Origin of the sequence: Desulfatibacillum alkenivorans DSM 16219, from assembly GCF_900142135.1 — a bacterium.
Taxonomy (GTDB): domain Bacteria; phylum Desulfobacterota; class Desulfobacteria; order Desulfobacterales; family Desulfatibacillaceae; genus Desulfatibacillum; species Desulfatibacillum alkenivorans.
In genome coordinates this window covers 51819-67414 of sequence record NZ_FQZU01000030.1, presented here as the reverse complement: position 1 = coordinate 67414, position 15596 = coordinate 51819, and the positions used below count along the sequence as shown (strand labels likewise).

The following is a 15596-nucleotide window of genomic DNA, read 5'->3' as shown; positions in this document are numbered from 1 at the left end:
CGGACAGAAAGAGCCACTGGCTTTCCATTTCCTTGAGGAGACTGCGGGATAAAACTCAGGTTTCGTTCTTGCAATAAAAATGCTTATTGAGCAGTCCCTCAAACCTGGCAATGAAGGACCTCCACTCAGCCAATATCGGGTGTCTCATGTTCCCATTTCATGAGTCGTTTCAGCTCGTTTAAAAATGGGTTCCGAACCTAGGCCAGTTCCGGGGCTTTTCTTTAGGAAAGCTCCCTGGTCCGGCGAGTATGATGTCTTAGGCAGGATAGCCGTTCATGCACCCATTTGCGGTAAAGCGCGTAGTCATCGCTGACTAAGATGCTCTACCACGCATCCACTAACTGACAAAAATTTTGTTAGGAACGGTCCTTATGGATCATAAAAAAAGGCCACTCTGCGGTTGTACATTACCCACGGCCATATGGGTTTGGACTGGTTTTTCCAGGAGGTTTCATCCACATGTTTGACCGTGGCGTTCCAGGCTTTGTGGGCGATGGCATTGTAGACCGGGGCAAGGGCCTGTGGGAAGTTCTGTCCAAGATGCGTTGGATGCCTCCCGCGGAAATAGGACTTTTCAGAACGGATTGGATGAAGTCCTGGACCGTTTCTCGGGATTCACCACATACCCCGGAAAGCTGGGCCGCCAGGTGGGACACTGGACCAATTTTGATTTTTTCCTTGGGTGAAGGTTTTTTCCTTCCACGGATGGGAGCGATTTGTTTGGTTTCAGGATCCACCTTACCTATGCATTTGCGTTTAGCCTGGGACTGTTGCTTTCTTTGTCCCAGTACGAAATAGATTTATGCGTAGGTGACTCCGGTCTTATAGTTGGCCTGATACACGAAGGGTACCATATTTGGTTCCTCCTGTTCTCATTACAAGTTTATCGTCCCAAGTTTCCGAGAATGCAGCTTATAAGGGTTAACTCAATACCACCTTTTTAAGTGTGAATATTTTATTCAATCAATTCTATGTTAATTCCACTAATTCTTTTTGCAATTGTTTCAGGCTTAGGAGTTTGGGCATATTTTAGACCCAAGCTATGGGCGCATTTACTTGCATTTATTGCATTTTTACCTTCGAGTTGCCTTTTTTATGGCATTAACGACTATGCAATCAGAGCAGGTATATTAACGTGGTTATTTTGGGGCCTTATTCAAAAAAGGGCTTATTCTGTTAAATGGTTTTCTGTCATATCACTTTGGGCAGTTATGGCAATTGGTGGTTCACTTGTTACATACTATAGGATCTGTACATGGCCACCAATTTTGATTTATGTTTTTACACACTCAGGTTTCTCCTTTCTTTATGTGCTTCTCATTTCCGTAATAATTCCTGGTCGGGTCAATCTTGAACAGTATCTTATTTCATTAGTTATTTGTATGACGCTATTTTTCGCAATTGGCGGTATTATTCAATATATAGCGGGGAGTAGTTTTCGAGTGTCTTCTAATAGCGCCATGTATTTAAGCGAAGGATTTAATTACCTGAGCGAATTTAACCGTATGGTAGGCATATTTCAAACAAGTTCACATGTAACTGCTACTGTGCTTAACGTCGGTTTTGCACTAGTGTTTGCAAGAATGCAATATAAATCTAAGCCTGGTTTTCTAAATATTATTATTTTGGTAATGATTGTTTTGGGAATAGTTCTTTGCCAAAATAGAGGTAATTATCTGGCAGTAACAGTCGTTTTGATATTGTGGTTATTTTTTACACAACAGAATAAAAGGAAAATATTTATAAGTATTGGGTTAATCTTTACCTTATTTATAATTATAAGCATGTTACCGTTATATATGAGTCATAACAATATATCACGATTCTCTGATCCCAAAAATGTAATTCAGCGATTAAACATTTATAAAAATGCGTGGATACTTAAAGATAACATGATCAAAGAGAGAGCAATCGGAACAGGATTTTTGCCTGTTTTATACTATGGTAGTATTGATAGGGCTTTCCACGAAAGAAGAACTTGGTTAAGCATAGGAGAGAACCAATTCCTTATGTGGATCGAAATTTATGGATGGATTATTACCATCTTCCTTTGTCATCTAAGTATGTATAAAATTATTTCCTTGTACATGTTTTTGAAAAAATCTATTAATAAAAACAATAATTATGTAGGATGGGGTCTGTTTTTTTCTTGGGTTTCCTTATTCATAGCCTATTTGCCAAATCATGATACTAAATTTTTAATACCGCTTCTATTTGCCTTAACTGGAATTTATCGGCAAGAAAAGGATTACTTTGAGAGGGTAGCCCTGAAATGAACTTTACCACACAGTTTAAAATAAATATTTATAAATTTTTTCCTTTTTTGGACAAATCAAGTGGAAATCTTTATAAGAATTTTGGCTCATATTCAATTGCCAGGCAGTTATTAAACTTGAGAGGTCTGTTTTTTTTACCCATAATCATTAAAAGCATGGATTTGAAAAGTTATGGATATTATTCACTCGGTCTAGTGATAAGTGCTTTTTTAGTCTGGTTTATGATGTTAGGGCTCTCAACTGGTCTTTTACGTTTTTTGTCTGGTGTAAATGATGAGAAAAGAATAACTCAAGATTTCAATATGGTTTTCTTGGCAGTTATGTGTACATCGGCTTTTTTACTAATTTTTTGCTTTGTATTTGGAAAACCAATATCTTTTATTTTTTTTCAAACTAAAGAAAAAGTAATGCTAAGTATAATTGTGATTTTATTCAGTTCTTTCGAAGCATTAAGAAATGTTGCACTTATATATTATAGGTTATTTGACCGGGTAAATTTTTATATTATGGCTGAAATATCATTAAACATAATGAGCATTGTGTTTATGATAATAGCCATTTATACGTTTGGTACCGTTGAGAGCTTGTTTGCCGCTCAAGCATTTTCATCATTTATTATACTTATTGTGTTGTTTATAAAGTATATGAAAATTTTTCAATTCACAATTAGCCCATTCTATAGAATAAAAGATTATCTGAAATTTTCTATTCCAATAATGCTTCCAACTTTAATGCTGACGATTATAACAAGATTCGATCGTTATATAATCTGTAAGTATTTTGGGATAGAAGTTGTTGGCATTTATAATGCATGTTATTCTCTTCCGCGGTTGATACAATCCGCATTAGCTTCTATCTCTTTTATATATAACCCTATGTTTAATCGCCTCTGGAATCAAGGCAAAAAAAATGAACTGATTAATAAAATGAAAGATAGTGTTAACCTTTTTTCTTTTATTGGATTTCCAATGTGGGTTGGAATGATTGTCATAGGAAAACCAATCATTGAATTATTGTCAAATGAAAAGGTTGCGCAATCCTCTCTACTGGTAATTCCATATGTTGGAATGGCATATATGTCTTACATAATTTATGGATTTGGATTTGATATATTAAGTTATCAAAGAAAGTCACTCCAAGGTAGTTATTTCGCTATGGTGGGGGCAATCATAAGCCTATCTCTTAATATTATAGTTATTCCCAAAATGGGACTTCTCGGAGCTTCCCTATCAATGCTTGCAGCCTACATAAGTATGTCTGCTATTGCCTTGTATAACTCAAGAAAATATCTGATTCTGGAGTTTGATTGGAATCATATATTTCTGATTGTTTTGTCGAGTTTACTAATGGGTGTTATAGTGCATCTCATGCATTATTATATTTCGAATTTAATATTTCTAATTTTATCAGGCGTTATTTCTTATATTATCCTATGCAGTTTTTTCACTGGCATATTTACAAAATTTGGAGAGGCTAAATGAATAGAAATTTTCTTAATATTCTTAGCAAAATTAGCTTCCAAATTAAATGCATTTTCATGGACATTAAGCATGAGCATGCAAAGAAAAAATTCGTCAAATTTGGTAAAAACAGTTATTTAAACCCCAATTATGATATGCTTTCTTCGCCTGAAAAGATAGAAATTGGCGATAATGTTTTAATACATGGCCATGCTTTTTTGGGTGGTCGAGGTGGTATAAAAATCTCCGATAACTTTGTTGCTGCAGAGCGTTTGGCGATTTTAAGTTCCAATCATAATTATAATGAATGCACATTGTTGCCATGGGATGAGGTGCATATTGAAAAAAGAGTATTCATAGGAAGAAATGTATGGTGTGGATACAATGTTACTATTTTACCGGGTGTTATTATAAATGACGGCGCGGTGATCGCTGCAGGTAGTGTAGTGACAAACGATGTACCCAAATATGCAGTGGTTGGCGGAGTTCCCGCTAAAGTAATAAAATACAGAAATATTGAGAATTATGATAAATTGGAGAGAAATAAATCATATCGCAAAATGAAAAAGCCATGGGGACATCAAAAATAAAACACCAAAAAAAACATTTTTCAACACTTACTACTGAAACAATAGGAAAAATATTGTTGAAAAACAAGTTGTTTTTTTATGAAGATATTTTTTTATTCTCCTTTATTCAGTGGAATATATGGATATATTTTAATGCAAATTCAACTGTAAAGGAAATACAAACGAATAATTATCGAAAATTTACTTCAAAAGTGAAGAAGATACCCCAGACAATTATTGAATTAATGATTGGACTATTCCGCATCCAACCTAACGAAATTGAATGCTTAGCCATATCTCCGAGGGCAACTTTATCTATAGAAAATACAGTAAGAGGACCCAGATATCTCCAACCTTTAACGGATTATACATTTGAAGAATTGCAAAAATACACAAAAATGTTGGCTTTGGATGTCTGCGGCCTTGGAAAGGAAGTTTTCGATCCTGTTTTTCTCTATAGACATTTAAAAAGGGATGTAAAATCTGTCCCCTATAGCTATTATATTTCATCTTGTCGTTTATTACGTAGGAAAATGATTCAAAGAAAAGTGGTCGCCTTTTCAATAGATTTTGAGAAAGATTGGACTAAACTTGTTGGGAATCCGGAATTTCAGCAAGAAGTTAAGCGAGTAAAGAAGATGAGACCAAAATTTTCTGTTACTCAATTTAAATTGCTTCTAAAGAATCATTTTGTTCAAAAAATTAAGGAGATTATTTACGCAGACTATGCTTTGGACAGGATTAATCCCAAATATCTTTTTATTGTAAATGAATATGGCAATATGCCATTAATATATATGGCTAGGAAAAAAGGTTTAAAAACATATGGTTTGCAACATGGTGTGATTCATACAAATCACCCAGGATATATCTATCCTAATGAATTTAAAGGGCAGGTTCCGCTTTGTGATGTGCATTTTGTGTTCGGCAATTATGAAAGAACTCTTCTTACAGAATCCAGCATATTTGATAAAAATCAGGTTGATGTTATTGGTAATCCCAGAATGACTAATTTGTCTCATCATTGTTCCGTATATAGCCATCAAATCATAAGAAAGCAGTTAGGAATATCCAGCAACAAAAAAATTATTCTCTATGCTTCATCAGGAAATTACGGTTCTGCAACAAAAGAACTATTCAATATCAATGACCGATTATTTGAAGATTTCGCTTCTTTAGAGCCGGAATATACGTTAGTAATAAAAATGCATCCGGCCGAAACAAATTTTACTAAATATCATGATGAAGCAAAAAAATATGGTGTTACAGATTTTATACTTGTACGTGACTATGATTTATATGCATTATTATATATATCAGATTGTTTACTTGGGGTTATATCAACAGTTATGAGCGAAGCCGTTGCATTTAAAAAAAGAATTATTGTTTATTCAAATAATGTTGTTGGAAACCAAATTGAATATATGAAATGGGGCGTGGCGGTCAGTAGAGAAGATTACAATAGCCTAAAAGAGGCGATTGATTTTTTTAGTTTAAATGGCGCCTTCAAGGAAAATATTGACAAAAATAGGGATAAATTTATAGAGCAGTTTTTCTATAAAATAGACGGTAAATCTGTAAAAAGAATCTTAAGCAGATTGGACTCAGAAATGGAGTTATTGGCATGATGAGTAATAACAAAATTGGGATCCTTTTAATAAGCAATGGTATAGGCGGTGCTGAAAAAAGGTTTAAAAATTATTTCAACTATATGAATAAAAAATATAAGGGAAAGGTATATTTTATTGTCAATCAGACATTATATGAATTACTTTTGATGAATAATTTAATTCAGGAAATTAATGACATCATTGTTTTAGATGAACCGAAATGTATTAGAAAGTTTTTCATATATTCGAAATATAAGTTCAGTTTCATTTCAAAAATATTTACACTTATCCAACGTTTTAACATTGCGCTAAAGATTACAAATGTTATTCGATTAAACGATATTGATATCGTTCATGGAATTTTGGATGGGATTCGTTATTTGCCTTTGATTAGTAAATCTATTCCTAAAACAAGTGTTGTTGCTTCTGTTGTATATCCAGAATTATCGTTTCTAAAAAAAAGACAACTTGTTAGAGGGGTGGCAATATGTAATGCTGTAGACTGTCTTAATCAAACTATATATGACACGGTAATTAGTATCAAAGGGGTTTTAAAAAGCAATGTTTCAATAACTTCTAATAGTTTTACTGACTACACAAAATGTAAGCCTTCAAAAATACGCGAAATGAATGTCGTTTTTTGTGCTCGTTTAGAATCCATGAAGAATCCTTTTTTATTTATAGATATGGCAGAATTAATTGGTTCAACAATAACTGGAAAATTGGTTCGCTATACAATTATCGGCAACGGAACTTTATCGGCGGAAGTGCATGAAAAAGCAAAAAAATTACGCGATAAAGGATTTAATTTGAAGTGTTTGGGTTTTATATCCAACCCTTCTACTATATTAAATAAAGCATTAGTTTTTGTTCAACCAACTAAGAGCGAAAGTCATGCAACACAATCATTGTTAGAAGCGATGGGATGTGGATGTGCGGTCGTTTCAACTAACTTGCCTGGTATTGAATGTGTTATTCCGCCTAATACTGGATTTCTTTGTGATTTAGATGCGCGTGCATTTGCTGAGAAGGTTAGTTTTTTGTTAAATAATTATGAGACAGCTACACGCATGGGTCAAATGGGAAAAAAACATGTTGAAGAACATTTTTCTATAAATACTTTTGCCGAGTATTTACTAAATTTATATAAAGGGTGTCAAAAAGTTAATAAAATCCAGTCATCTTATATTAATAAACTGTTTGAGTTTATCAAAACTTGTATATTATAATAACGCCCTATTATCTGATAACGACCATCTTTCATAACTACTGTCCAGTTAAAAAGTCATAATAAATAGACCTAAATATCCATTTTGTGCTATAATTTATTTAATACAATGCACCAATAACATAAGGATATTTAGACCCAAGAGCCATCATGGCACAATCTCTCTCAACTGCTTCAAACGATTGACAGACATGATTTTAACCACATTCAAAAACAAGACTCCCAGCCCGATCACTCCTATCAAAAACTCCACTGCTGGGGACAATTTGTGTCCATAATTTTTTCTCATCTCACCCAAAGGACCAGCCTCAGGGGGTTAAAAGGCCATTTTGCGGCACAATCCCAAAACTCTTCATACAGGCGCTCCCCTGTTAAAACGCTCCACCCTTCTAGCTGTGATGCCAGCAATAAGCGCCCTGCCGAATTTTTTGGGAAACTTTCCAACTGGTGCGGTCATGGAAGCAAAGCCCCTGGATGCCCAGGTCCCTGGCCGCGTGAATACGCCGGGTCAGGACCCGGACCACGTTTCACAGCAGGTTGCCGTTGGGAAAAAGGATGTTGCTTTGCACCACCGTGCAGTCGATGCGCACCTCCCACCCAGTTTCGATTTTCCGTTCTTTGGCCTGTCTCAGGATGAGGCCATTGATGATTTTCTATATTTCGATCATGATGGCGCTGATATTTTTTTGCAAGGCCGATTTCTTGAACTCCTGGCCCAAGCCCATCCGGCAAAGGGACTGCAAGGTACGAGAGTCAGCCTGATGAAAGGCCCAGGGCCGTTACTAGAAACCGAACAGGACTTTGACGATGGCCGACCTAATCACTTACTCCGTGCTCATGCCATGGGCATCTATTTCCACTGTGTCGGCTCCGTACCCACAAAGATCTTGATAAGCACCTCATAAATGGCAGGATGCAGTTCAAAAATACGGCTGATGGCCGCCAATTCCCGTGCTTGCTCAAAATCTTAACGATAGGCAAGGGTCAGCGACATCTGTTTTTGACGAATTTCGAGCATTTTGATTGTTTGTTCCTGCTTGTTTTGTATATGATATCGGTTGGTTGGAGTTTCCAAATATCATGTCCAGCAAAAAGGATCATTTCAATATGCGCGATTTTCGCCTTATAATAAGAACTTATCCTTTATGGATAGGCACTATGTAGTTGGCGGTAATCCCTCCTACCATATCACTGCAAATAGTGCGAATCGACGGCGCTCTGCCATCCTCATTTCATTAACTAATAATAAATGAACAGGAAAAATAATGAACCTAACAGAATTGATTCAAAGAAATGGATATAGGATAAAAGGGGATAGACGTTACCATTATTACGATATTTTAAAAAAAAACCTTACCCTGACCAAAGATGAAATGGTTCAGCTTCAAAATAGGTTGCTCCAGGACCTTATTCAACATGCCTATTTCTCAACATCCTATTACCGCAATATTATGGATGGCCTGAATTTGAAGCCTAATGACATCCGAGATAAAACAGATTTACAAAAAATGCCAGCATTAACGAAAACCGACATTCGACAAAACATTAATGCCCTAAAATCGACGGACAAATTCGGCAACAACTTGTTTTTAGACTATTCAGGCGGTTCTACTGGTAATGTTGCAGTCATTTATAAATCACCTTTTTTTTCTCAATTCCAAAGAGCGGCTTACTTGAGAAACAACCTGATTGCCAAGTGGCAACCAAGCGATAAAGTGGTCTGGCTATGGGGAGCCCCATATGAACATCATCAACTCAAAGATTCAATGATTGCTAAAATAGGAATTTTGATCAACAGGCGTATGTTATTCAACGCCTACAAATATTCTCCTGACGATTTTCCCAAGTGGGTAGATAAAATAAAAAAATTTAAACCCAAAATTATTTATGGATATGCCTCCATTATTTTAGAATTATCAAAATTTCTCATCGTGAATGATGTTAGATTTCCGACAGTAAAATGTGTCATTTCAACGACAGAAACCCTCGAAGGCAGAGAAACCATAGAAAATGCTTTCAACTGTGATGTTTATGATCAATATGGATGCCGAGAAATACCGGCAATCGGCATAGAATCTGCAAAGAACATTATGCGAATAGCAGATGACGTTGTGGCTTTGAATGTAAATGACGATAATGAGTTTTTGGTGACGGCATTACATTCTTATGGTTTTCCATTGATCAATTATAAATTGGGCGATTGTGGTACCGTTGTCAAGACATCTGAAGAAGACTGTCCTGATAATATCCCATTTTCCTGTATGGAACTCAAAATCGGCCGAATTACTGATAACTTTCTGACTAGGAGTGGAAGAAAAATTGCTTCATCAGCCATAGGGGTGTATGTCTCATCGTTTAGAATACCGCTTATGGAATATCAAGTTATTCAAAATAGTTATGACGAATTTGTTATTAATTTCATACCGGAAGGTGAAATCGATCAACAAAATCTTCGAAAAATATTTACTTTAGTATTCAGAGAATACTTTGGCAGCGAGGTTAAGTTGACTTTCAATAGAGTTAAAAACATAGCAGTGGAAAAAAGCGGAAAAAAATTGATGTATAAAAGAATGTTCCAAATGGAATAACGTACTGTGAAAATATTTATTTTGATGAGCGAAGTTAAATTTTGTTTGTTTTTTCATGTCCGGTTATTTTCGAAGCCTAAATAGAGCTTATTGAAAAAAACATATAACATATTGAATTTTTTGAATAAATGTACCATTTTTACTATCATTGATGCACGAATAATGGGCTTTTTGCTTCAAAAACCTTGCACCTTGTCACTAGCTTTCATGTACACTCACGATGCAAAACAAATAACCTTTGAAATATTCACTATGCCTTTCGGCGGCAAGCTGTCTCCCGAGAATCGCTGGGTCAGACAGGCGGACTTGATGCATAGGGACTTTGTGGAGGAAGTGTACCATTCCGCCCTTTCCGGTTCCGGGCAAGGAGCGCCCGCCATATCGGCTTGAATGGCTTTTGCGGCGTTGGTGTTCAGGGAGCATTTGGGGCTTTCCGACGCGGAATGGGGGGAGTAGATTCGGGAAAACCCATATCTCCAGTACTTTTGCGGGATGGCGGAATTTACAGAGGAAAGGCCCTTTCCTCCGTCCATGTACACCTATTTCCGCAAGCGGTTCCCAGCGGAAGCCCTGGCAAGAATCAATAAACGCATTCTCTCCTTGGCCAGGGAGACGCCCAAGGAGAAGCCCCCTGAAGATGACGGGCCTCCATCCGTCAATGAAGGCGAAGACGACTTGAATGATTCTTCGGAGCCGAAGAATCAGGGCAAACTGCTCATGGATGCAACCTGCGCCCTCGCGGATATAGCCTATCCAAAGGATCTGAAGCTGCTGAACCAAACCAGGGAAAAAAGCGAGGCGATCATCGACGTCCTTCATGAAGCCCGCGGCAAGGCACATAAGAAACCCCGGACGTATCGGATCAAAGCTCGCAAGAAGTTTTTGTCCGCTGCCAAATCAATGAAACTGGGTGGCAAGAAACGGCGCAAGGCGATCAAGGCTCAGTTGGGGGTTGTGCGGCGCGATCTGGGACATATCGAAGCGCTTTCTCATGAAGTGGGACTGGAGATCCTTGCCCCCAGGCAATACAAGGACCTCCAGGTGATATCGGAAGTATACCGGCAGCAGCAGTGGATGTATGACAACAAGACCAAACGAGTGGACGACCGCATCGTAAGCCTAAGCCAGCCCCATGTGCGGCCTATCAGATGGGGCTCGGCTGGCAAGGACACGGAGTTTGGGGCCAAACTGTCCTTAAGTCTGTTGGAAGGGTTTGGCTTCGTAGACCGGAGCAGTTGGAACAACTACAATGAAAGCGCGGACTTGATCCCTCAGATCAAAGACTACAAGAAGCGTTTTGGGGTGTACTCGGAATCCGTGTATGTGGACGCCACTTATCGGAGGACAAAAACTGTAACCGCGCCTTGCCCTTGTAGAATTCTAATTTGTTCAGGAAGCCCTAAATATTTAGCACTATGCCAAATTTGTGGACAGCGAAGGACGTAAACTCTACCCTTCATTTTTTGGGGAAACTATACTTATTGATATTGCAATCGGGGCAAATACAGGTGTAAATTTCGGTGTGCCCCGTAAAGCTACAGTAGTAGGACTAAAAGGCAAAATTGTTAAATAGTGGCAATAATTTGATTTTATAGGAGAGTGCAAAACTGAAAATTCTATGTGTAAACAAATTCCTATATCGTAAAGGCGGAGATGCCATCAGTACCCTCACAACAGGGGAAATTCTTCAGCACAAAGGTCATGAAGTGATTTTTTGGGGTATGGAGCATCCAGATAATCCAGATTACCGATATTCCAACCTATTTGTATCTCTTGTGGATTATAACGGGACCGGTAGTCTGGTGTCCAAAGCCAAGGCCGCCATGGACATACTGTATTCCTTTGAAGCCAGAAAGAAAATGTCAGCCATTCTCAATGAAATTAAACCTGACTTGGTCCATTTGAATAATTTTGCCCACCAGATTGGTCCTTCTGTGCTTGACGAAATTAAAAAGAGGGATATTCCAACGGTCATGACTATGCGAGATTATAAAATGGTGTGTCCTGCATACACCATGATAGCAAACGGTGAAGCGTGCGAAAGGTGTACCGGGGGGAGGTATTACCATTGTGGGATTCACAAGTGCACCAAAGGCAGCCTGTTCAAGAGTTTGGTGAATGTAGCAGAAATGTATCTGCATCACCGGGTTCTGCATATTTATGATAAGATTGATCTTTATATATCACCCAGCCGATTTTTGAAAAACAAGGTTGAGGAGATGGGACTCAAGGGTGAGGTGGCTTATCTGCCCAATTGCGTGGATGTGAATGGGTTCGAACCTGCCTATAAATGGCAAGAGAGAAGCATTGTATACGTGGGCAGAATCTCCCATGAAAAGGGGATAGAAACCCTCATCCATGCGGTAAAGGGTATTGCTGGTTTGAAGCTCAAGATCATCGGCGACGGCCCCCTCAAGGAAGCGTTAGAAAATATGGTGCGTATAGAAAACATTGGCAATGTGGCATTTCTCGGCTACAGGACAGGCCAGGACCTCCATGATGAAATTCGCAAATCCATGTTCCTGGTTATTCCCTCGGAATGGTATGAAAACAATCCTCGCACTGTAATAGAAGCCTTCGCTTTGGGCAAGCCAGTAGTGGGGGCTAGGATCGGTGGCATTCCGGAACTGGTAAAGGATTTGGAAACCGGGCTGACATACACATCTGGCGATGTGGAAGATTTAAAAGAAAAAATCGAACTGATGCTTGACGCTATAGACAGAATTCCTGAAATGGGCAAGTTGGCCCGTGCACATGTGGAGCAGGAACTGAACTCTGAGGTTCACTACCATAGGCTTATGGAACTATACCATCGAGCCGCCGAAAAGGCAGCAATGCATATAAATAGCTAATACGATTTGTAATGGGGTTATAAACCAATGGAATGTGCAGTAATTGTAACGTATCGATGTAATGCCCGTTGTCAAATGTGCAATACCTGGGAGCATCCTAGCGATAAAACGAGAGAAATTTCTCCCCAAATTATGGATAAAATCCCAAGCGGCCAACATAGAATAAATTTGACAGGTGGAGAACCCGCGTTAAGAGACGATCTTTTGGATATTGTTGATGTTCTTTGCACTAAAACTAATCGATTAGAAATCAGCACTAATGGGTATTTTACAAAGAAATTGGTCGAAATCGGCAAAAAACATCCGGAGGTCACGTTTCGAATCAGCCTTGAAGGGCTGCCTCAATTAAATGACAAAGTCAGAGGCATAAAAAATGGTTTTGATCATGCATTAAAAACCGTCCTCTCCTTGCTTGACGTGGGAGTTAAGGATGTAGGTTTTGGAATGGTCGTGACCGATAATAATGCTCAGGAATTGTTGCCTTTGTATCACCTTTGCAGCCGGTTAGGCGTTGAGTTCGCAACATCCACAGTTCACAATTCGTTCTATTTTCACAAATTTGATAATAAGATTAACGATCTTGCCTTTGTCGAGGGAAAGATGGAGGAATTCATCGCCGCATTACTTCAGTCCCAGCGGGCTAATTACAAATTAAGAATCAAGGATTACGGGAGAGCATTTATCAATTTAGGCATATTAAGGCATATGCAGGGGCATACCAGACGTTTGCCTTGCGGCGCTGCAACGGATTTATTTTTTTTAGATCCTTTTGGAAAGATTTTGGCTTGTAACGGTTCTCCTGATCCTTGGGTTTTAGGGGATCTGACAATAGAACCATTTAGTAAAATATGGGAATCGCCGCAAGCACAAGAAATTCGAAAAAAAGTTAAGGTATGTAATCAAGGATGCTGGATGGTTGGAACTGCTGTCCCTGCCATGCGAAAAACTCCTTGGGTTCCCCTTGCGTGGATTCTTAAGAATAAAAGCAGGCTAACAAGAGGAAAACAATTAGACCTGAAATAGGTAGAGAACATCGAACATAATATGAAATTAAAGATTGCAGCACTTGGAGCCAAGGGATTGCCCCACCCTGGCGGCATTGAACAGGTTATGGAGGAGATCGGTTCCCGTCTTGTAAAGAGGGGACATTCTGTTGATGTATTTGTCCGCGATCATTATATGGCTGATAAGCCATTTTTTAGTTTTAAGGGAATGGGGTTGCCCAGAAGTCCGGGCATCCAAAATAAGTATCTGGATGCCATTACACATAGCTCAAGCGCCCTATTAAAAATTCTGTTAAGCAATTACGATATAGTTTATGTGAACTCAGTGCCATTATCTGTCCTTGCTTGGCTCCCCCGAGTTTTTGGAAAAAAGGTGGTTGTTCATACCCATGGTTTGGACTGGAAACGAGAAAAATGGGCAGGATTTGCCTCTAAGCTAATTAGGCTTTCCGCTTGGAGTTCCGTGGCTTTCCCACACGCAACTTTTTGTGTATGTTTGGAAGATAAACGATTTCTTGAAAAATCATATAATAGGCCATGCACATATATTCCTAACGGAGTTCCCATCTCCAATCTTTCCCCACCAGAAATCATTGTAGAATGGGGGTTGGAGCCATTAAGCTACATCCTTTTTATGGCTCGCCTTGTACAAGAGAAAGGATGTCATTTCCTGCTTGAGGCTTGGAAGCATGTTCCTGAATCAGTAAAAAATGGAAGAAAACTTGTAATCGCCGGCGATACTAATCACGTTGACGATTATTACAATAGTCTGTCCGAGTATCGTTCGTTGAAGGACGTTATCTTCACAGGTTTCGTTACAGGAACGAAAAAGGAAGAATTGTTGAGCAACGCCTTATGCTTTGCACAGCCTTCAACAATTGAGGGGATGCCTCTTTCTCTGCTTGAAGCCATGGGATATGGAAGAATGATCCTGGCAAGCGACATACAAGAAAATCAGGACTTGTTACAGGGTCGAGGCATGACCTTTGAATCAAGGAATATTGAAGACCTTGAACAAAAACTCATCCATATATTGCAATGCGACAATGAAGAACTGATAAAGCAAGGGCAAGAGCTATACAGATATGGAATTGATCATTTCAACTGGGATCGAATTGTTGATGACGTCGAGTCTGCTCTACTAAATCTCTTTCTAAGTAATTAAAAAATAAAATATTATGCTTTCAGAATCCCCACTATTCACACGCTTATTTATTCCAATATTCGACTTGGTGACTATTTTTGTTTCTTTTGTCACAACCGGATACCTACGCAATAGGCTGAATGTTAAGTATGACTTCGGGGCTACTGTGGATTGGTTCCAATATCCAACAATACTGTTTATGTTTGTAATGATCTGGTTGCTGTTAATGACATATCAGTCTGCATACTCAGAAAAACAGGTCATTTCCTTTAGGACTAATGCCATAATTGTTTTTCGTACGGTCTTACTTGGCGGGATTGTCGTATTAGCTCTTGCCTTCATGATAAGGTCTCCTTTTCCTCGTAGTTTTGTTCTTCTTTTTAGTTTGGTCTGCACAGTTTTTCTTTTGTTAAATCGAGGTCTAATATTTTTCCTAATCAAATACTTAAAATTGACGGGTAGGATTGAAAAGGTAGCTATGGTGATCGGAGTTGGAGATATTGCCAAAGCCTTCCTGAAATCGAACGTAATGCACAATGATTGGGGCTTTAAAATTGTCGGATTAATAAGTCCTGAGCCGGATAATAATGAGGTTGATGCTTTAGGGTATAAAATTATTGGTAATGTTCAGGATTTAAGGCAGTTATTACATGATAACCCTATTGATGAATTGATCATAGCCGTTTCTTCACAATATTTTCATTTGATAGAGAACGCGGTTAGAATATGTGACGAAGAGGGCGTCACAGTAAGGGTCGTATCATTGCTTTTCAAAAATTTAATATCTAAAGCGCGGGCAGAGTATTTTCATGGGGTGCCAATGGTTTCCTATAGTTCTGTTGAAAGAAGCGACTTTGAAATTATT

General features: G+C 38.4%; 12 protein-coding genes and 3 pseudogenes. 13 read left to right on the top strand and 2 right to left on the bottom strand.

Going from position 1 to position 15596, the window contains the following annotated elements:
- Nucleotides 1-369 precede the first annotated feature (369 nt).
- Together BUE18_RS28805 and BUE18_RS28800 are read right to left on the bottom strand one after the other, a co-directional pair.
- Nucleotides 370-585 carry an IS66 family transposase gene (locus BUE18_RS28805; RefSeq protein ID WP_425290530.1) on the bottom strand — a complete coding sequence of 72 codons (216 nt, stop codon included), beginning with the start codon at nt 583-585 and terminating at the stop codon, nt 370-372.
- 65 nt (nt 586-650) lie between these two features.
- Nucleotides 651-854, bottom strand: a pseudogene (locus BUE18_RS28800) (IS1634 family transposase); the annotation flags it as partial.
- Nucleotides 855-971: 117 nt separating this feature from the next.
- Between BUE18_RS28800 and BUE18_RS27610 the strand changes: the two are divergent.
- The 13 genes and pseudogenes from BUE18_RS27610 to BUE18_RS19820 all read left to right on the top strand — a co-directional run.
- Nucleotides 972-2276, top strand: a complete 1305-nt coding sequence (locus BUE18_RS27610) for an O-antigen ligase family protein (protein WP_139264814.1) — start codon at nt 972-974, stop codon at nt 2274-2276.
- The gene (locus BUE18_RS19875) at nt 2273-3757 is read left to right on the top strand and encodes an oligosaccharide flippase family protein (protein WP_073477933.1); all 1485 of its coding nucleotides are present in this window, start codon (nt 2273-2275) and stop codon (nt 3755-3757) included. The genes BUE18_RS27610 and BUE18_RS19875 overlap by 4 nt, the downstream gene beginning before the upstream one ends.
- A gap of 338 nt (nt 3758-4095) precedes the next feature.
- Nucleotides 4096-4248: pseudogene (locus tag BUE18_RS28795) on the top strand (LbetaH domain-containing protein); the annotation flags it as partial.
- A gap of 59 nt (nt 4249-4307) precedes the next feature.
- Nucleotides 4308-5933 (top strand): CDP-glycerol glycerophosphotransferase family protein, encoded by a 1626-nt coding sequence (locus BUE18_RS19865; RefSeq protein ID WP_083611170.1) that lies wholly within the window; start codon nt 4308-4310, stop codon nt 5931-5933.
- Complete coding sequence (locus BUE18_RS19860) at nt 5930-7144, top strand: glycosyltransferase (RefSeq protein ID WP_073477930.1); 1215 nt, start codon at nt 5930-5932, stop codon at nt 7142-7144. The genes BUE18_RS19865 and BUE18_RS19860 overlap by 4 nt, the downstream gene beginning before the upstream one ends.
- 168 nt (nt 7145-7312) lie before the next feature.
- Nucleotides 7313-7477, top strand: a pseudogene (locus BUE18_RS28790) (DUF4372 domain-containing protein); the annotation flags it as partial.
- A gap of 121 nt (nt 7478-7598) precedes the next feature.
- On the top strand, nt 7599-8048 hold the full coding sequence (locus tag BUE18_RS28530) for a hypothetical protein (RefSeq protein WP_244549351.1): 450 nt from the start codon (nt 7599-7601) through the stop codon (nt 8046-8048).
- 360 nt (nt 8049-8408) lie between these two features.
- The gene (locus tag BUE18_RS19850) at nt 8409-9731 is read left to right on the top strand and encodes a phenylacetate--CoA ligase family protein (RefSeq protein ID WP_073477928.1); all 1323 of its coding nucleotides are present in this window, start codon (nt 8409-8411) and stop codon (nt 9729-9731) included.
- 492 nt (nt 9732-10223) lie between these two features.
- A complete protein-coding gene (locus tag BUE18_RS19840; RefSeq protein WP_139264812.1) occupies nt 10224-11177 on the top strand; it encodes a hypothetical protein in 954 nt (317 codons plus the stop codon).
- A gap of 161 nt (nt 11178-11338) precedes the next feature.
- The gene (locus tag BUE18_RS19835; protein WP_073477925.1) at nt 11339-12583 is read left to right on the top strand and encodes a glycosyltransferase; all 1245 of its coding nucleotides are present in this window, start codon (nt 11339-11341) and stop codon (nt 12581-12583) included.
- A gap of 27 nt (nt 12584-12610) precedes the next feature.
- Nucleotides 12611-13606, top strand: coding sequence for a radical SAM protein (locus BUE18_RS19830; RefSeq protein ID WP_073477924.1), 996 nt, complete (start codon nt 12611-12613; stop codon nt 13604-13606).
- 21 nt (nt 13607-13627) lie between these two features.
- Entirely contained in the window at nt 13628-14752 is a 1125-nt protein-coding gene (locus BUE18_RS19825; RefSeq protein ID WP_073477923.1) for a glycosyltransferase family 4 protein, read from the top strand.
- Nucleotides 14753-14765: 13 nt separating this feature from the next.
- Nucleotides 14766-15596 (top strand): nucleoside-diphosphate sugar epimerase/dehydratase (locus tag BUE18_RS19820; protein ID WP_342039447.1); only part of this gene is annotated, 831 nt, incomplete at its 3' end.

Coding starts and splice junctions, on each gene's coding strand:
- BUE18_RS27610 (WP_139264814.1), top strand. CDS start 972: ATGTTAATTCCACTAATTCTTTTTGCAATTGTTTCAGGCTTAGGAGTT.
- BUE18_RS19875 (WP_073477933.1), top strand. CDS start 2,273: ATGAACTTTACCACACAGTTTAAAATAAATATTTATAAATTTTTTCCT.
- BUE18_RS19865 (WP_083611170.1), top strand. CDS start 4,308: ATGGGGACATCAAAAATAAAACACCAAAAAAAACATTTTTCAACACTT.
- BUE18_RS19860 (WP_073477930.1), top strand. CDS start 5,930: ATGATGAGTAATAACAAAATTGGGATCCTTTTAATAAGCAATGGTATA.
- BUE18_RS28530 (WP_244549351.1), top strand. CDS start 7,599: ATGGAAGCAAAGCCCCTGGATGCCCAGGTCCCTGGCCGCGTGAATACG.
- BUE18_RS19850 (WP_073477928.1), top strand. CDS start 8,409: ATGAACCTAACAGAATTGATTCAAAGAAATGGATATAGGATAAAAGGG.
- BUE18_RS19840 (WP_139264812.1), top strand. CDS start 10,224: ATGGCGGAATTTACAGAGGAAAGGCCCTTTCCTCCGTCCATGTACACC.
- BUE18_RS19830 (WP_073477924.1), top strand. CDS start 12,611: ATGGAATGTGCAGTAATTGTAACGTATCGATGTAATGCCCGTTGTCAA.
- BUE18_RS19825 (WP_073477923.1), top strand. CDS start 13,628: ATGAAATTAAAGATTGCAGCACTTGGAGCCAAGGGATTGCCCCACCCT.